This is a genomic window from Empedobacter brevis NBRC 14943 = ATCC 43319, assembly GCF_000382425.1.
In the GTDB taxonomy this organism is placed as follows: domain Bacteria; phylum Bacteroidota; class Bacteroidia; order Flavobacteriales; family Weeksellaceae; genus Empedobacter; species Empedobacter brevis.
Map to the genome: position 1 here is coordinate 37,763 of NZ_KB908297.1, position 18,035 is coordinate 55,797.

The following is an 18,035-nucleotide window of genomic DNA, read 5'->3' on the forward strand; positions in this document are numbered from 1 at the left end:
TATTTAATCTTCCTTTCCTGAATTATTTTTCGCATTAAATTGCTTACTAATTTCTTTCAGACGAGCCTTTCGTTCAGCTTCGGCATCTTTTACTTTTTTACGTTTTTGTGCTTTTTTAGCTTTTACAGCCTTTTTATTTGCTTCTGTATTTCTACTCATTTTTTCAATTTCTAAATAAAATCAATGCCGTAAAGTTAACTCAAATCATAAAGAAGTGTGAATTTTTTGTCCAACTAAATTGAATTTATTAACTTGGTTAGAAAGTAATCGAATTTATTAATTTTAAAACATTTTGAATGGGAAAAGGTGATAAAAAATCGAGAAGAGGAAAAATTGTAAATGGCTCTTATGGTGTAAAACGTCCACGTAAAAAATATTATTATGAGGATGAGGTGGTACAAGAGAAGCCTGCTAAAAAAAGCTAAAAATGTAATTTTTAAAGCTGAAAATCAAAATGATTTTCAGCTTTTTTAATGCTTGCATTTTTTCAACTTTTTCACATCCTGAAGCTTTAAATTAAAGAATTTATTATACGAGGGATCAGCCATACTTTCTTCAAATACTTGGTTGTTTTTTAAATCAATGGTAAACCAATTCGCATTATAGTCCCGCTCCGGATAATGTTGAACTAACACAAATCGATAGATTCCTTTTTCCGCTTCAACAGGTTGCAAGCCATAATTTGTTCCTCCGTTTTCTTTGATCAATTCGTCCCAGTCTTTTGTCAATTCTTTTATATAGTCTGAATTATACAAAGCTGCTGCTGCAATTTTTTCACATGCTGAAATAGATTGAGCGCTGCTTGAAAACGATGCCAATAGAATAACGAATAAAATATATTGTTTCATTTTTTTAAATTATTTTGCGTTGTTTTATCTCTTTGAGTAATGATAATGCTTTTTTCTGAATGGATAAAGGTAATTTATTAAAATGTTCATCCTTTTCAATTCTATATTTGTCTTCCGGTTGAAATGGAATCCACGCTGTTACTTTAGCTTTCGTAATTTTTTTTCCTTTTTTGGTGTATACAATTACTTTCAAAGGTTTTTCATCCAATCCGTCTGAATCCATAAAATACGTCAGATAAAATTCCGGATTCCCATCTTTATCCTTGTCCTCAACCAGACAATAATCGAGTAAATAATTTGGTTGGGATAAAATTCCTGCAAAATCTTTAAACGTTATTTGTTCTAACAAACCTCCGTGGTCTTCCAAATAAATTCCTGAATACAAATCATATGCGTTGTCTGTTATAGCACCTTTCATTGTTGATTTATTTTGATTGAGGTACCATAAATAACTTCCTGTTTTTGGCGAAAAATAATTCACTATCAAAACAGGCGTTCCATGAACAGGATTTCCTGTTTCTTCTATTGTCTTCTCAAATTGCTGATCTTTTGGTGTATATCTAGAAATTTTAGCCTGACCAAAACTCATATTCGAAAGAATAAAAATGAAGATAAAAGAATAAAAAGCTGAACATTTCATAAAGTATAAATGAGTAGAAAAAGTTATTTTACATCTCTAAATTAATCAAAAAAAATAAATAAAATCCTACTTATTTTTTTGATTAAACTTCGTTATTTATCAATTATGTTTTAGCTTTGACGCCACATAATTAGTAGGCTTAGGGAGTATGAAACATAATGATTTGGAAATTAACCGTTTGATCGAACGGTTAGAATCTTTAGGAATTTTGGTCGAGAAAATTGAGAGTTCAGGTTTTGGTAATATGTTGAATTTTAAAATGACTTATCAGATTCCAGATGAAAATATATCTCATACCATAAACTTCAAACGATATGATATTCAAGATGTTTTTTTACATTTTAAAAATACGTTCAATCGAAAAGGAAACTTACGTTTCGTTAATCTATAATCAAAAAACCCTCAATTAATTGAGGGTTTTTTGATTATTTAATTTTTGTAAATCTGCAACTGTATAAAATTTCATCTTATTATTCTTTACAAATTTGCAAACTTCTTCTAATGTTTTAAATTCTGTTTCATATTTATTATTCGATTTCAAAACTGTCTTATGTGCATAAAAAATAACTATTTTGTTATGTTCCTTTGCATATTGTAATAACGAAATAAAATAAGGAATATCAAAATGAGAATAACTATTATCTAGCCCCAAGCCAAAAATCAAGGACTTATTTTCATAGTAACAGTTCTGAAATTGAGGTGGTTCTTTTCCATAAGTAGTTCCTCTAAGCATTTTAAAATGCTCAAAAAGTAATGTATCAGACTCTATATTACGCTCTCCATACGGATATGAAAAATCTGTGATTTTTAACCCTTTCTTTTTCATCAGATCTAACATAGGCAAGACTTGTTTACTGATAAATACCTTTTGTCCAAATTGTTTTATAAACTTTACCGTATGCACATGACTCAGTCCATGTGCTGCAATTTCATTACCATTTCGTTGTAAGTAGTTTAACTCTTGAATTTGATTTTCGGAAAGTTTGTTAAAATGTGTTATATAGAAAGTTCCTTTCCAATTATATTGTTTCAATTTGATATTTACATTAAACCATTCATCAACATAATCATCATCAAAAGTTAGCACTACTCCACCTTGGTCAGCATCCTTTATCTTATTTAGTGTATTATCTTCCTGGTCTGTACATGAAATCAAATACAAGTAAAAGTAAATAATCAACAGAAATCTAAAATACTTCAAACTTTCTTATTTCATTTTGGTTAAATTAAATATACCTAAAAAGAATAAATTCTAAAGTTAAGATTGGCTTAATTCTTCAAGTAACAAGTACCAATTAATCATTACATTTTCTTGATCTCCTCCATACGTCTATGGTACAATTCTTTGTATTTTTTATAATTCTCTTGACTTAAAGTTGATTTAGATTGTTCTACTTTTTCGCCAAAGAGTTTATAGTACTTAGATGCATTTTTGATATCTTTTTTATTAAAGTACAATTCACCTAAACTATCATACAAATTCACATCATTCGGGTATTTTTTTATACCAATTTGAAGTATACGAATACCTTCATCTATTCTATCATCATAAAATAAGTTATAGCCTATTTGATTAATTTTTGAAGAATTTATCCAATTATTTTTCTCAATATAATCAATAATTTGATGAATTGAATTACTGTTATTATAGTATTCTCTTAACCCTTGAAGCATCCCGTTTGGAAAAGATGAAAAGTGACTTTCTTTTGGATAAGCTTCGTGTTTAAAAACCAGATTCGAACTATTTTTAGTTGATAAAACGTTTATAATATTTGTAAAAGCAAAATCCCAACCTTTAAAATTAGTTGCTTCACTTTCATTGGCCTGGCTGATAAAAATAAATTTCTTTGATTTCAATTGATCAAAATTGAAATGTTTAAACTCACCCACCAAACGTTCTTTATCAAAAGCAAAATTTGGAGAAACAGCAATATAATCTGTAAATAATGCAGGATTCTTCAACAAAGAGTATAAAATTAGCGTTCCTCCATTTGAATGCCCAATCGCTAATCTATTTTTAGTTAGAGCATATTTTTTTTCTAAATTCGGAAATAATTCTTTGTCCATAAATTCAATTACCTTATCTGCATTCCCAATGTAAGGACTTCTTCTTTTTAACTCTTCTGTGTCGTTTGCCATTGGTAGCAAATCGTTATTTCTATTGTACTCATTTTCTACATAAGGTGATACAACTCCTACAATAATACTTTCTCTGTAATTTAATTCGTCTCGAAAAGGAATGGATGATTGCACAAGGTCCAAAAACGTTTGATATTGAGCATCAAAAACAACTATGACGTCATATTTTTCGTTTGCGTCCATTTCCTCAGGCGTATACAGCCATATTTCCCTGTCCTGATTAAGTATAGTTGAGTGAATCGATATTTTCTCTTTATTTTGAGAAAATAAAAAATTCGAGGCAAGCATAGTTAAGAATAATACGTAGTTTTTCATCTTGTTTTTTTCTCAAATTTATCCCCTTTTAAACAACAATAATTGGTAATTTGGGACATTACACTTTAAAATTCCAATAAATATCTTCTTCACTTAATTTTTCAATATTTCTGAATAGTTTTTTGGGAGAAGTTCCTGTAATAGATTTAAAGTGATGGATGTATTCAGATTGATCATAATAATGATAAAAATAAGATAAATCGGTAAAATTAATCGCTTTATTTTCTTGCATATAATGATTAAAAGCACGTCTAAACTTCACCACTTTCAAATACTGTTTAGGTGTTACAGCAAAATTTTTCTGAAATTTCCGTTGTAATGTTTTAGTTGATAAACCGAATTTTTGTGATAATTGATTGATGTTAGTTTCATCTAAACCATCTATAACTTCATCCATAATCTGAATAAATTTCTCATCCTCAAACACATGAAATAATTCTGAAAATAATTGATCCAAGCCTTTCACTCTTTTTTCAATATTTTTATCAAACAGTTTGTCTAAATCAGTTTTCAATAAATTCTGAAAGTATTCGGAACGTTTTCTTTCTGTTAATTTCAATATAAAATCAACAGAATCTTTTATAAAATACTGCAATCCTAAAGGTTTAAAAACGATTCCTATTTTGTCGTATGGAGCGATTAAATTTACCAGAAAATAATCCTTTATGATACCTGAATAAAGAAAGAAATATTGACCTTCACAAGGATAAGTCGTGGACAGTTTTTCGTTAGAAAAATCAACCAATGAATTTTTGTAAATGGTTAAAGCATTTTCAACATTTGAATAATAGATAAACCGATTTTCATCTCCTGAAATCGTATTTTGATGAAAATAGTAATAGGAAATATACTTTTTAAGCCAAGATTTCTTGGGCTGATGCGTTACAAATATTTTCGACATAAAAAAAATTCCAACATATGTTGGAATTAAAGTTATAATAAATTCTAAATCTGCTGATACATAAAGTTCTCACCAAGATAAACACGGCGAACATCTTCGTCATTTGCTAATTCTTCGGGTGAGCCTTCTTTAAGAATTTTACCTTCGAACATGATATAGGTTTTGTCTGTAATAGCCAATGTTTGCGAAACATTGTGATCGGTAATCAAAATCCCAATATTCTTCTCTTTTAAAGAACGGACAATCTTCTGAATATCCTCCACCGCAATCGGGTCAACTCCTGCAAAAGGTTCATCTAATAAGATAAAATTAGGTTCCGTTGCCAAACAACGCGCAATCTCGCAACGGCGACGCTCCCCTCCTGAAAGCAGATCTCCACGATTTTTACGTACATGCTCTAATGAAAATTCTTCTATTAAAGCATCTGTTCGCATTTGTTGTTCTTTTTTTGAATATTTAGTGAATTGTAAAACTGATTTGATATTATCTTCTACAGAAAGTTTACGGAAAATGGAAGCTTCTTGAGCCAAATACCCAATACCTTTTTGTGCACGTTTGTACATCGCATCACTTGTGATATCTTGCTTATCCAAAAAAACTTTTCCTTGTGTCGCTTTTACCAAACCAACAATCATATAAAAAGAAGTTGTTTTACCGGCACCGTTTGGTCCTAATAATCCAATAATTTCTCCTTGCTCTACTTGAAAAGACACATTTTTTACAACATGTTTTTTACCGTAATCTTTTACTAAATTTTGACCTTTTAATACAATTCCCATATCGATTCAAAGATAGAATTTTTGTTATTTAATCGAGTTAATTATATCATATTTTGTGATAATATGATATTTCCCGTTTTCTAATTCTATTAAAACGGCTTGATTATCTTTCGTAATTAACTTCGAGACTTCTTCGATCGAAGTTCCTGCTTTTACGATTGGATAAGGTTTACCCATGATTTCATGAACAGGTTTCTCAGCGACATTTCTATCTTCTAAAAATGCCTGGAATAAATCCGATTCATCCAAAGACCCTACAATTCCTGTCACGTCCATCACTGGAATCTGAGAAATTTTGAAACGACGCATACGATCAATCGCATGAGCGGCTAATTCCTCTGTACGAACTGTTACCAAAGGTTTGTCAACATGTTCTTTGATTAAATCTACAGCTGTTTTGATTTCTTCATCTAGATATCCTCTATCGCGCATCCAATCATCATTAAAAATTTTCCCAACATAACGAGAACCAGAATCATGGAACAAAACAACTACAACATCATCCGGGCCAAATTCATCTTTCATTTGCAACAATCCTTTGATTGCAGACCCAGAAGACATTCCGACAAACAAACCTTCTTCTAAAGCTAAACGTCGCGTATAAACTGCTGCATCCTTGTCTGTCACCTTTGTAAATCCGTCAATTAAATCAAAATTTACATTTTTTGGTAAAATATCTTCCCCTATTCCTTCTGTTACGTAAGAATATACTTCGTTCTCATCGAAAATACCTGTTTCTTTGTATTTCTTAAAAACTGAACCATACGTATCTACTCCCCAAATTTTCACATTTGGATTTTTCTCTTTCAAATATTTGGCTACACCGGAAATCGTTCCTCCTGTTCCTACTCCCACTACAAAATGAGTTACTTTTCCTTCTGTTTGTTCCCAAATTTCAGGTCCTGTTTGCTCATAATTTGCTTGTGTATTTGATGGATTATCATACTGATTAACGTACCATCCATTTGGAGTCTCTTCTGCCAAACGTTTTGAAACTGAATAATAAGAACGAGGATCATCCGGTTCAACATCTGTAGGGCAAACCACTACTTTCGCACCAACAGCACGCAAAATATCCATTTTCTCTTTCGATTGCTTGTCAGTAATGACACAAATTAATTTGTACCCTTTAATAACCGCAGCTAAAGCCAATCCCATTCCGGTATTTCCTGAAGTGCCTTCGATAATTGTACCACCAGGAACCAAACGACCATCTTTTTCAGCATCTTCTACCATTTTTAATGCCATACGGTCTTTACATGAATGACCTGGATTAAAATATTCAACTTTTGCTAAAACTGTACATGGTAAATCCTTTGTAATATGATTAATCTTAACCAAAGGAGTATTTCCTATCGTTTCTAATATATTATTTGCGTATTTCATTTTTTTCTAACTTTTAAATTAAATGATTAAATTTTATCTAAAATTAATTGCTTTTGCCGGTGTAATTTTAGATATCATATACGATGGCAAAAGTAATACAATTGCACAAACTAATAAAGCTCCTGCATTTAATAAAACAATTGTACCAAAGTCTAAATAAACCGGAGCAGTTGATAAATAATAATTTTCCGGCGGAAGCTTAATAATTCCGAAATATTTCTGGACAAATAACAAACCTAATCCTATTGCATTTCCTGCAATTAACCCCGGCAACATGATAAATAATGCGTAATTGATGAATAATTTTCGGATTCGCCAATTTGTTGCACCAAATGCTTTTAGGATTCCGATCGAATGTGTCCGTTCTAAAATTAATATTAACAAAACCATCACCATATTAATTATCACCACGAAGAGCATGATGAAGACAATGATGACGATATTTTTATCAAAAATTGAAATCCAATCATTAATCTGTGCAAAAGAAGCAGTAGCCGATTCTGCATATAAATTATATGGAATATTCTCTTGCACACGTTTTGCTACAGGATCGATATGTTCCACATCGTTGACAAATAATTCGAAACCTCCAACTGTTGTCGAATCCCATCGATTCAACCGTTGCACATGTTTGATATCACCAAACATGATTTGATCGTCAAAGTTTTTAATATCTGTTTTAAACAATCCTGAAATTGTAAATCGGCGGTAAATTGGTTTTGCATCTTCCTGTATAAAATACATGACAAACGAGCTGTCAACATCCAATTTCATTTCGTCTGCGATTTTTTTGGATAATAAAACCTCATCCATAATCGAATCTTTATTAATACGAGGAAAATGTCCTTTTACCATAAATTTTTCAAAACGAACTGAATCATAATCCGTCCCTACTCCTTTGAAAACAACCCCGCTAAAATTTTCTTTTGTTCGAATAACACCACTTTTATTTGCAATCGCCTGTACATGTTCAATCTCCGGAATCTCTTTAAACCTTGGGTAAAACTTTTGATGGAGTGACAGCGAATCCGAATTCAAGGATGTATTGCTGTTATAATTTCGAATGGTAATGTGTCCATTAAAATCCGCTAACTTTTCTTTGATTGCTTTTCTTGCTCCAACCCCTGTAGAAATTGTCACCAAAGACACAATCAGCCCTAATGCAACTGCAATTTGACCAACGCGAATAATAATACTCGATAAGTTATTTTTCGTATTTTTACCAAGCGCAATTTTTTTTGAAAACCACCAAGAAAAACTCAAACTATATATTTTTTATTAAGATTAAAACTAACTTTAGGCTTTATTTTTCGCCTAAATTCAAATGATTCAAAACGAAATGAAAAACTTTGTCAAATATACATCAATTGGTTTACTTAGTTCAGTTATTTTTTTAGGGTTTTCAATCAACCTTTCAGCTCAAAATGACACATCTGAAACACATGAAATTCAATCTAAAATAATTGTCGGAGCAGAAAACACAACCAATTATCTTTCAAAATTAAAAGGAAAAAAAATTGGTTTAATTTCTAATCAAACAGGAATAGCTACGGTTAACGGGATAACAATGCATACAGTTGATTTATTCTTGAAAAACAACCTCAATGTGGTAAAACTTTATTCTCCTGAACATGGTTTTCGCGGTGATGCTGACGCAGGTGCAAAAGTAAAATCCGGTGTTGATGCAAAAACCGGATTACCCATTATTTCACTTTATGGAGATAACAAAAAACCAAAAGCAAACCAGATCTCTGATGTAGACATTCTCGTTTTCGATATGCAAGATGTCGGAGCACGTTTTTACACTTATATTTCAACCTTACACTATGTCATGGAAGCTGCTGCAGAAAATGGGAAAAAAGTGATTGTATTGGATCGACCGAACCCCAACGGGCATTATGTAGATGGACCGGTGATGAAAAATGAATTCAAATCGTTTGTAGGCATGCACAATGTTCCGATTGTGTACGGTATGACAATTGGTGAATATGCGCAAATGATAAATGGTGAAGGCTGGCTGGCAAATGGAATTAAAGCTGATTTAGAAGTTATCCCATTGGTTTATTACACCCATCAATCAAGATATAACTTACCTGTAAAACCGTCGCCAAATTTGCCAAATGCACATGCCATTAATTTATATCCGAGTACTTGCTTGTTCGAAGGGACAAATGTCAATGAAGGGCGCGGAACAGATATCCAATTTCAGGTTTATGGCTCTCCATTTCTAAAAAATATGCCGTTTCAATATACTCCGATTTCAAAACCTGGAGCGAGTAATCCTAAATTTAAGGATCAAGTGTGTTTTGGAGAAGATTTATCTGAAGTTCCTTACCAATCTGCAATTAACTTGAAATGGTTAATCAACGCATATAAAAACAATACAAAGCAGCCTTTTTGGACGATGAATGGAAAAAAACTTTGGATTGATCAGCTTTCCGGAACAGATGAATTACGCAAGCAAATAGAAGCCGGTTTATCAGAAGAAGAGATTAAAGCAACTTGGCAAAAAGAACTGGAAACTTTCAAAACAATAAGAGCAAAGTACCTGATTTATAAAGATTAAATAGATTAATAAAAAATATCCTCTTAAAATTAGATAAGAGGATATTTTTAATATGGATAAAATACTATTCTTTTTCTCCAACAATTGCAGAAATAGCTTCTCCTAAATTTTTTACTTTTTCGTAAAGAGCTGTAGAACCTTTTTCAAACTCCATTGTTATTTTTCCTTCCCGTGCTTTTATTTCAAGATCTTCGCCTTCTCTCCAAACAAAATTCTTCCCTTCTGTTTTAGATTTACCAAATACTTTCTCTATTTCTTTCACCGCATCTTTCGTATAAGGTTTATCAAAAATCGCAGAATAAGAGTAGATTTCGTTACTATCACTCACACTAACCGAAACACTTGAATGTGTTGTAGCTCCAGATGTTTTAGATTTCGTGTAAGACTTCGCTGTTTGTCCCTGACAAGCTAATGATACAAGTAAAACTGTCCCAATTAAAATTATTTTTTTCATGATTTATTTTTTGATAAATTTCTGAAAAACATCCGTTTACATCCGTTAATGAACAGTTAACGAAGGGTTAATGCAAATATTGCGTTCGAATATGATAAAACTGTAACTAAAATTACGGCTTTTTAAGTATTGGTTCTATTGATAATTTTGATTAAAAGAATTTCACGATTAAGAAAACTGATTATTTTTCAGTATATACTTTTAACTGAAAACTTTATTCCAATTTATTTAAAATTTCGATGCTTAAAAATTCACCGGTCATCGAATCAAAACTAAACAGGCAGTTTGCTCTTATATATTTATTTGTTAAACGGTTGGGATCTTCATTTTTTATTCGTTGATAATGTTCATCTTTTCGAACTTGAGTTTCATCTGTGATTCTGTTCAAATTAAAAACATTCTTTCCTTCATAAACCTTGCAGACAGGATTTGGAGAAAGAAAAAACTTGATTGAAACAAATATGTTTTCAACAATTTTCACTGCAATTCCTTTATTCTTATACAAAATAACTTTTCCTTGTTGAATATTTTGGACTGAAACTTCGGATTCAAATTCAGTTTGAAATAATTGAAACAATTCGTCCTCTTTTGTTTTTCCTATCAATGAAAAATAGTAATCCGGATTAGTCTGAAACAAATTCATCGTATATTTTTGAAATTAAAGTTTATAAAAAAAACCCTTCTAATATAGAAAGGTTTTTTTATTTTATCTCAATTTTAAATCTTAATTTGCTTTCAAATAAACACCATCTGCTTCAAAATTATATTGTAGCTGGGGTTGTGTTATTTTTGCAATTTCCTCTTTAGATTTTCCTGCATCTTCAGCGTAGTGACGTAATTTTTCAACAGAAATTTCACTTACAAAGGCTTTTCCGTGAACAATTACATTCGCTTTTTCTCCATCCAATGGCATAAAAAAACCATAGTCTTTGAAACGTACAAAAGATTGTTCTTCTCCTTTTCCTAAATCAACTTTCATCCAACAACCTTTCTTTTTGCAAACAGATTCAATTGTTGAAACAAATTGTACGTTTTCCAATGAATTTCCTTTTTTCATGTTATCGTACAGTTTTCCAAGCTCATTTTTTGTCAAAGTATTCTTCACATCAAAAGACTCTCCGTATAATTGATACGTCTGTAAATTGTCAATCTTTGCTGTTCCGTTATCTAAAATTTTCGCCTGCGGTTTCGATATTTTTTCGGTCTTCGTTTTATCAGCTTGTTTCGTTTGTGCATTCGTCACTAGCGCGAAACTTGTTAAAGCACAAAAAGTTAGGACATGTTTTTTCATTTAATTTTATTTATTCCAAATTTAAATAATTATTCAATAACAATTTAATGTTTGGATAAGAATTTTGCAATAGCTGAGGAATTTCACTTTCTTTTTTCCATTCAACCGTTTCTATTCCTTCTTCTGTCTGTGGTAAAGGTAATTCAATCCCATCGTAAAAGACTTCGAACCAAAACGTTTCCTTTATAATATATTCTTTCATAAAATAGATATGGAAAGTTGGCATTAAAAATCGTTTTAATTCCAAATTTGTTAGACTGCATTCTTCTTCTATTTCGCGAATTGCTGATTCTTCTTTCGATTCTCCTTTCTCCATTTTACCTTTAGGCAAATCCCATTTTCCAAGTCTGAAAATAAATAAGTAATCATCTTGCGGATTACGAACAATACCACCCGCAGCTTGTATATGCTTGTAATATTTTAAAAATTTCGTCCAAACAGCTTCAATATCTTCACTAAAAATATTAACTAAAGTTACAGTTTTTGTAGATAATAAATGAAACGATTCATCGAATTGGGCTTCATTTTGAAACAAAACATTTTTTGCTTCGGGATTAGGTTGATTACTGAAAGTTAACAAACTTTCATTAAAAAAAACTTTGTACATTTGAACGATTTGTTACAAATTTATAAAAAACTCACAAGGATATGAAGGTAAATACAAATAAAGTCCATTTTGCAAAAAGCCAACAAGATGCTTATACTTTTCTATTGGATATGAAGAATTATGAGCAATTGATGCCTGAAGATACAAAATCATTTGAGATTCATGAGTCCGGAAAAGGATTTACTGTTGGAGTTGGTGCTTTACCAAAAGTAGGAATGCGTTTGAAAGAAACCATTGAACCCTCGAAAATAATTTTCGAATCTCCAGCCCCTGCTTTTGAATATACATTAAGCATTTCAATTGATGCTGTTGATGACAATTCATCTGATGTCACATTAGATTTTGATGGGAATTTCAATATGATGATCGAGATGATGGCGAAGAAACCATTAACATCTTTCATCGAAACGATTGCAGAAAATTTAGGTAAAATAGGTTAATCCCTATTTTCTAAAAATACGATTTCTAAACTGTTAAATAGGCTTTATTTCTAAAGTAATTTAGCAGTTTTTTTGTCCTTAATTATTTTAAAAATGACGCATTTTTACGCTAAAATAACACTCTTATTCACCTTCTTTTTAATACTGAATGGCAGCCTGTTCGGCCAATATATCAACGTTGACACTTCCTATACTCCAAAAGAATTAGTTAAGGATATTTTTGTGGGAACAAGCTGCATAGATATTGATGAGAATTCAATTAAAATTACAGGTTGGAATTTTGGTGACGGAGACAAAAGTTATGGTTTTTTTGACAAAAGCTCCAGTTCTTTTCCTTTATCTAAAGGTATTTTATTATCAACAGGTAAACTAAATGATGCACCGGGTCCGAATAACGGTATTAATAGCGCAGATGACAGTAATTGGAAAGGAGATCTTGATTTAGAAAAAGCTTTAGGTATTTCAAGAACAACAAATGCTACAGTTTTAGAATTTGATTTTATTTCTCACCAAACCAATCAAATTAGTTTTAATTATCTATTTGCATCAGAACAATATTTGAAAAGAAATGACGCAGGCAACTGTGGCTATACAGATGGTTTTGCCTTTTTAATAAAAGAAACAGGAAGTTCAGAATCTTATACAAATTTAGCTGTAATTCCCGGTACAAATACACCGGTTTCTGTCAATACAGTTTACGGAAACGGAGGAAAATGTACAGCAGTTAATCCCCGATACTTTGATCAATTTAATCCAGTATATGCTCCGATTAGTTTCAATGGTCAAACCAAAATAATGACCGCACAAACCGGCATAAAAACCGGAGTGAAATATCATCTTAAAATTGTTATTGCAGATCAAGGAAATGGAATGTATGATTCAGGAGTTTTTTTAAAAGCAGGAAGTTTTACAGGTACCAAAAGTCTAGGTCCGGCTATTTCTCTTTGCCCGGGAACATCAGACGTTATAGATGCGACAACACCAGACTCTACGTATAAATGGTACAAAGACGGAGAAGAAATTATTGGAGAAACGAACGCAAAATTAGTCGTTAGTAACCCTGGTTATTACGAAGTCGAAATTACACAGAACAGTGGCTGCATGCTTAAAGGATTTATGCATGTTTCTTTGCAGGAGGAACCGGTGATTTCACAAAATAATTTTTCTATTTGTGACGATGATTTGGATGGAAATGTTCAGGTCAATTTACAAGATTATACTGACAGAATTGTAGAAGATTATTACGCAGCTCATCAAGTTAAATATTTTGAAACAGAGCAGGAAGCAAAAGATAATTTAACAATTGGTATTTCAAGTTTTACTCTTAATCAAACTCAAAATTCTAAAACAGTATACATACGGGTTCAAATTGGAAGTTGTACCCCTGTAATTAAACCAATCACTTTTGCACTTAATAATTTGAGTCAGGCCAATCCTACTTCACCCATAGAAATTTGTGATTCAGATTTAAGTAATAGTCAAGAAATCAATCTGTCAGACTATATCAATAGTTTAGTCACAAACCCGGAAGGAATTCCTACATTTTATTTGACAGAAGTTGATGCTAAAAGTAGAAAAAATGCAATCAGTTTTACTCAAATTCTTCGTTCAGACCAAACATTTTGGATGAGATTTAAACAAACAGGTTTATGTGAAAATGTGACACCGGTTCAGTTTATTTTTAAACAACCAAAGTCATCTTCCGTCTTAGTTAATCAAACCATTTGCAAAGGTACTACAACTACTTTAGATGCAGGACCAGGATTTGACTCTTATCGTTGGTTACACAATGGATCAACGTCTTCTTCTATTACAAATGTGACGGCAGGAACTTACCAAGTAGAATTAGGTTTTAACGGTTGTATTTATGTTCAAGAAGTGAATGTTTTAGAATTTGAAGACCCCATTATTACGTCTATCGATATTCAAGCTTCTACTGTTACGATAAATGTAAGCGGAGGAACTCCTCCTTATCAATACTCTTTAGATGGCGGACCATATCAAAACTCTAATGTATTTACGAATGTTATGTTAGGGAATCATACCGTTTATGTACAATCCGGCGGTTGCACCCCAATCTCAATGAATTTCTCATTAATTAAAGTCACTAATTTTATTTCGCCAAACGGAGATGGGATAAATGATGTCTTCGATTTATCTGAATTAAAAAATAAAACAAATCCATCCGTTTTGATATTTGATCGTTTTGGAAAAATTATTTTCTCAGGCTCAGAAGCTAATAATTTTATCTGGAACGGAAAATATAATGAAATCAAGCTTCCGACAGGAAGTTATTGGTACAAAATTGAATGGACAGAACCTCATACTACGAAGAAAGTAACCATTACTGAATCTATTTTACTAAAAAATAATTAAGAATGAATGATTGGATCAGTTTTCAAAAAAAAGAGTTGATGATGGAAATCCATTTGGGTGAACAAAACATGGAAGAAGAACTTCTTTTATTTTGGAAAAAAATTAAACTCTCTCCGGAAGTTTGGAAATGCTCAGACGTTATTGAAGAAAATTTCTGGGTTGTAGCCCAATATCAGCATTATATTATTTGGTACAATGATATTGAAGAGGGGTTCAATATTTCTACATTTTCAACTAAACACGAAATCCTGGAATATGGAGCTTCTCGAAATGAACTAAATTTTGCCGTTCTTCAATTAAAGACTATTATCCAATAAATAAAAAAAGGAACATCATATGATGTTCCTTCCTTCGTTTTATATCAATATCAAATTATCCCATTGATTTTTCAAAACGTTTACGATCAACTTCTTTTAAGTGAATTTTACGTAAACGGATAAAGTTTGGTGTTACTTCGATACATTCATCAGCTTGGATATATTCCATACATTCTTCCAAAGTCATTTCAGTTTTCGGAGCAATTGCTGTAGAATCATCTTTACCGGCTGCACGAATATTGTTCAACTTTTTTGCCTCAACAACATTTACAACCAAGTCATTGTTACGTGAATGTTCACCAATAATCATTCCTTCATAAACATCTTCTCCCGGAGCGATAAAGAATTTACCGCGATCTTGTAATTTATCAATAGAATAAGGAGTAGAAACACCTTGATCCTTAGAAATAATTACACCTGCTGAGCGTCCTGCGATAGCACCTTTGAATGGTTTGTATTCAGAGAATGTGTGTGCCATTACAGCTTCACCTGCAGTAGACGTTAACATTTGAGAACGTAATCCGATTAATCCGCGAGATGGAATTTCGAATTCTAAGTGTTGAATTCCTTCTTTTGCTTCCATTACCAATAAATCACCTTTACGTTGGGTAACTAAATCGATCGCTTTTGAAGAATAGTCATCCGGAACATCAATAACTAATGTTTCGTATGGTTCACATTTTACACCATCAATATCTTTAAAGATTACTTGAGGCTGTCCTACTGTCAACTCGTAACCTTCGCGGCGCATTGTCTCTATCAAAACAGATAAGTGCATAATACCACGTCCGTATACAAGTTGTGTATTAGAATCCGCTGTTGGTTCAACACGTAAAGCTAAGTTACGTTCTAACTCATCTTCTAAACGTTCTACCAAGTGACGAGAAGTAACAAATTTACCATCTTTCCCAAAGAAAGGCGAATTATTAATCCCGAAAGACATGTTCATCGTAGGCTCATCGATATGCATTACCGGTAATGCTTCCGGATTTTCAGGATCTGCAATTGTATCTCCAATCTGGAAACCATCAATCCCGACAACCGCACAAATATCACCAGCTTTTACTTCAGTTGCTTTTACTTTTCCTAAACCGGCAAACGTATATAATTCTTTGATTTTATGTTTTTTGAATGTTCCGTCAGGTTTTGTTAAAGCGATCCAATCACCCTCTTTAACTACACCGCGTGTCACTTTTCCTACAGCAATACGTCCTAAGAATTTAGAATAATCTAAAGATGTAATCTGCATTTGCAATGACCCTTCATAAGCTTCAGGAGCAGGAACATGTTCTAAAATTCCATCCATTAAAGGTGTAATATCTTCTACACGTACATTCTCAGTATTAAACCATCCTTGTTTAGAAGAACCGTAGAATGCAGGGAAATCTAATTGCTCTTCTGTTGCATCCAGGTTAAAGAATAATTCAAATACTTTGTCATAAACCTCATCAGGACGACAGTTTTCTTTATCAACCTTGTTAATTACAACCAATGGTTTCAACCCTAATTCTAATGCTTTCTGCAACACGAAACGAGTCTGAGGCATTGGACCTTCAAAAGCGTCTACTAATAAGATAACCCCATCAGCCATTTTCAATACACGCTCAACTTCTCCACCGAAATCCGCGTGACCAGGAGTATCAATAACATTGATTTTTACACCTTTGTATTCAACTGAAGCATTTTTAGAGAAGATTGTAATCCCTCTTTCACGCTCAATATCATTGTTATCCATGATTAACTCACCTGACTCTTGGTTTTCTCTAAAAACGTTAGTTGAGTGAAGAATTTTGTCAACCAATGTAGTTTTACCGTGGTCAACGTGTGCGATAATCGCAATATTTCTAATGTTTTGCATCCTTGAAAATTATGGGTGCAAATTTACGACAAATTTATTTTTTATTACTATACTTTTGATTTTATTTAAATTAAGCAAGAATTAATTTAGAAAAATTTAATATGAATGAATACTTTTTAGTAAAACGCTGATTTATTTGCAGATTGATTAATAAAAAGTAATTCTATCTGATTAATTATACCTGCGATTCTATCTTACAAAATTAAAGGATGGCTGTACGATTATATAAATTAAAAACAGAATAAGTTTTTCAAGAGATATTTGTTGATGCAAAGCATTGTTTTATAAAAACAATAAACTAAATTAGTACAAATAAAAAACACTTTCACTTAAGCATAAATACCTATAAACTATAATCAATCAGATAATCATGAAAAAAATGTTACAATCATTCATCCTTTTGTTCTCAATAATTGGGTACTCTCAAAATAACAACGAATTAAAAAATGAAATTGAAAAAATAAAGAATGATATCACCGAATTAAAATCCGAAATTACTTCAGTAAAAGTTCAGAATTTATATTTTAAGAAAGTTTTAGAAATTAATACTCCTGTTATTCAACAAAAAGAAGATGGCGATGAATATAGAATAACCAGAGTTATGGGAAATAGATCAGAAAAAACCATCTCTATTCATTTCTTTATCGAGGTGAAAGATGAAAACAAAACATCCTCTCTTGAAGATTTTTCCCTTGTCGATTTATTAGGAAATGAATATCAAATCGATTTCAATAATTCCTCTTATCCATACCTTAAACTTTCTGTTGACGTTCCTCTGAATATTAAAATAACTTTTAAAGATATCATTGAAGAACCCAAATTGATTAAATTATTTCGATTTAACTCACGCAATGAGCCTGAAAGAAATCCTTTTGATTCGACTAAATCACGGTTAGAATTTAGGGATTTAAATGTTATTTGGGAATAAGTATAAAACGATAATGTTATACCCTTTATTATTTAGCTGTGCAATATACATTTGTTAATTCGCTCATTAAAAATCTCCCGTTATATTAACCGGACAGGACCTAATAAAGTATTTTAACCCGGAAACAACACCTCCATCTTTTACTCTGAAAAGTCCGGCAGGTGGTACACTTGTTATTTCTTTTTCTGTT

General features: G+C 31.8%; 21 protein-coding genes. 7 read left to right on the forward strand and 14 right to left on the reverse strand.

Features of this window, described 5'->3' with window-relative positions:
* Positions 1-3 precede the first annotated feature (3 nt).
* On the reverse strand, positions 4-159 hold the full coding sequence (locus H277_RS20305; protein ID WP_019975732.1) for a hypothetical protein: 156 nt from the start codon (positions 157-159) through the stop codon (positions 4-6).
* Positions 160-296: 137 nt separating this feature from the next.
* Here H277_RS20305 and H277_RS20010 point away from each other — a divergent pair, with 137 nt between their 5' ends.
* Positions 297-425 carry a 30S ribosomal protein THX gene (locus tag H277_RS20010; protein WP_019975733.1) on the forward strand — a complete coding sequence of 43 codons (129 nt, stop codon included), beginning with the start codon at positions 297-299 and terminating at the stop codon, positions 423-425.
* Positions 426-470: 45 nt separating this feature from the next.
* Here the strand turns inward: H277_RS20010 and H277_RS0111460 are convergent, their stop codons facing one another.
* Positions 471-848: a hypothetical protein gene (locus H277_RS0111460; protein WP_019975734.1), complete on the reverse strand. Its 378-nt coding sequence runs from the start codon at positions 846-848 to the stop codon at positions 471-473.
* A gap of 4 nt (positions 849-852) precedes the next feature.
* The gene (locus tag H277_RS0111465) at positions 853-1,437 is read right to left on the reverse strand and encodes a hypothetical protein (RefSeq protein ID WP_221406900.1); all 585 of its coding nucleotides are present in this window, start codon (positions 1,435-1,437) and stop codon (positions 853-855) included.
* A 199-nt stretch (positions 1,438-1,636) separates the two neighbouring features.
* Between H277_RS0111465 and H277_RS0111470 the strand changes: the two genes are divergently transcribed.
* Positions 1,637-1,879, forward strand: coding sequence for a hypothetical protein (locus tag H277_RS0111470; RefSeq protein WP_019975736.1), 243 nt, complete (start codon positions 1,637-1,639; stop codon positions 1,877-1,879).
* Between the two features lie 15 nt (positions 1,880-1,894).
* On the opposite strand, the gene H277_RS0111475 is transcribed toward H277_RS0111470, so the two are convergent.
* From H277_RS0111475 to H277_RS0111500, 6 genes are all read right to left on the reverse strand, one after another.
* Positions 1,895-2,689: a polysaccharide deacetylase family protein gene (locus H277_RS0111475; RefSeq protein WP_081623216.1), complete on the reverse strand. Its 795-nt coding sequence runs from the start codon at positions 2,687-2,689 to the stop codon at positions 1,895-1,897.
* 101 nt (positions 2,690-2,790) lie between these two features.
* Positions 2,791-3,942 carry an alpha/beta hydrolase-fold protein gene (locus H277_RS0111480; RefSeq protein ID WP_019975738.1) on the reverse strand — a complete coding sequence of 384 codons (1,152 nt, stop codon included), beginning with the start codon at positions 3,940-3,942 and terminating at the stop codon, positions 2,791-2,793.
* A gap of 58 nt (positions 3,943-4,000) precedes the next feature.
* Positions 4,001-4,843 carry a helix-turn-helix domain-containing protein gene (locus H277_RS0111485; RefSeq protein ID WP_019975739.1) on the reverse strand — a complete coding sequence of 281 codons (843 nt, stop codon included), beginning with the start codon at positions 4,841-4,843 and terminating at the stop codon, positions 4,001-4,003.
* Positions 4,844-4,887: 44 nt separating this feature from the next.
* Entirely contained in the window at positions 4,888-5,616 is a 729-nt protein-coding gene (gene lptB, locus H277_RS0111490) for an LPS export ABC transporter ATP-binding protein (protein ID WP_026357554.1), read from the reverse strand.
* Between the two features lie 30 nt (positions 5,617-5,646).
* Positions 5,647-7,008 (reverse strand): pyridoxal-phosphate dependent enzyme, encoded by a 1,362-nt coding sequence (locus tag H277_RS0111495; RefSeq protein WP_019975741.1) that lies wholly within the window; start codon positions 7,006-7,008, stop codon positions 5,647-5,649.
* A gap of 33 nt (positions 7,009-7,041) precedes the next feature.
* A complete protein-coding gene (locus tag H277_RS0111500) occupies positions 7,042-8,271 on the reverse strand; it encodes an ABC transporter permease (protein ID WP_019975742.1) in 1,230 nt (409 codons plus the stop codon).
* A gap of 76 nt (positions 8,272-8,347) precedes the next feature.
* On the opposite strand from H277_RS0111500, the gene H277_RS0111505 reads away from it, so the two are divergent.
* A complete protein-coding gene (locus H277_RS0111505) occupies positions 8,348-9,574 on the forward strand; it encodes an exo-beta-N-acetylmuramidase NamZ family protein (RefSeq protein ID WP_185093391.1) in 1,227 nt (408 codons plus the stop codon).
* 64 nt (positions 9,575-9,638) lie between these two features.
* On the opposite strand, the gene H277_RS0111510 is transcribed toward H277_RS0111505, so the two are convergent.
* From H277_RS0111510 to H277_RS0111525, 4 genes are all read right to left on the reverse strand, one after another.
* A complete protein-coding gene (locus H277_RS0111510; RefSeq protein ID WP_019975744.1) occupies positions 9,639-10,028 on the reverse strand; it encodes a hypothetical protein in 390 nt (129 codons plus the stop codon).
* A gap of 214 nt (positions 10,029-10,242) precedes the next feature.
* Positions 10,243-10,671 carry a hypothetical protein gene (locus H277_RS0111515; RefSeq protein ID WP_019975745.1) on the reverse strand — a complete coding sequence of 143 codons (429 nt, stop codon included), beginning with the start codon at positions 10,669-10,671 and terminating at the stop codon, positions 10,243-10,245.
* An 81-nt stretch (positions 10,672-10,752) separates the two neighbouring features.
* Complete coding sequence (locus H277_RS0111520; RefSeq protein WP_019975746.1) at positions 10,753-11,319, reverse strand: DUF4920 domain-containing protein; 567 nt, start codon at positions 11,317-11,319, stop codon at positions 10,753-10,755.
* A 10-nt stretch (positions 11,320-11,329) separates the two neighbouring features.
* Positions 11,330-11,926: an NUDIX hydrolase gene (locus H277_RS0111525; RefSeq protein WP_019975747.1), complete on the reverse strand. Its 597-nt coding sequence runs from the start codon at positions 11,924-11,926 to the stop codon at positions 11,330-11,332.
* A 41-nt stretch (positions 11,927-11,967) separates the two neighbouring features.
* Here H277_RS0111525 and H277_RS0111530 point away from each other — a divergent pair, with 41 nt between their 5' ends.
* The 3 genes from H277_RS0111530 (at position 11,968) to H277_RS18995 (ending at position 15,059) form a co-directional block, all read left to right on the forward strand.
* Positions 11,968-12,366, forward strand: a complete 399-nt coding sequence (locus H277_RS0111530; protein WP_019975748.1) for an SRPBCC family protein — start codon at positions 11,968-11,970, stop codon at positions 12,364-12,366.
* A gap of 93 nt (positions 12,367-12,459) precedes the next feature.
* The gene (locus H277_RS0111535) at positions 12,460-14,742 is read left to right on the forward strand and encodes a choice-of-anchor L domain-containing protein (RefSeq protein WP_019975749.1); all 2,283 of its coding nucleotides are present in this window, start codon (positions 12,460-12,462) and stop codon (positions 14,740-14,742) included.
* A 2-nt stretch (positions 14,743-14,744) separates the two neighbouring features.
* The gene (locus H277_RS18995; protein WP_019975750.1) at positions 14,745-15,059 is read left to right on the forward strand and encodes a hypothetical protein; all 315 of its coding nucleotides are present in this window, start codon (positions 14,745-14,747) and stop codon (positions 15,057-15,059) included.
* A gap of 55 nt (positions 15,060-15,114) precedes the next feature.
* Here H277_RS18995 and typA read toward each other — a convergent pair whose 3' ends face one another.
* A complete protein-coding gene (gene typA / locus H277_RS0111545; protein ID WP_019975751.1) occupies positions 15,115-16,917 on the reverse strand; it encodes a translational GTPase TypA in 1,803 nt (600 codons plus the stop codon).
* Positions 16,918-17,287: 370 nt separating this feature from the next.
* Here typA and H277_RS0111550 point away from each other — a divergent pair, with 370 nt between their 5' ends.
* Positions 17,288-17,845, forward strand: coding sequence for a hypothetical protein (locus H277_RS0111550; RefSeq protein ID WP_019975752.1), 558 nt, complete (start codon positions 17,288-17,290; stop codon positions 17,843-17,845).
* Positions 17,846-18,035: the final 190 nt, after the last annotated feature.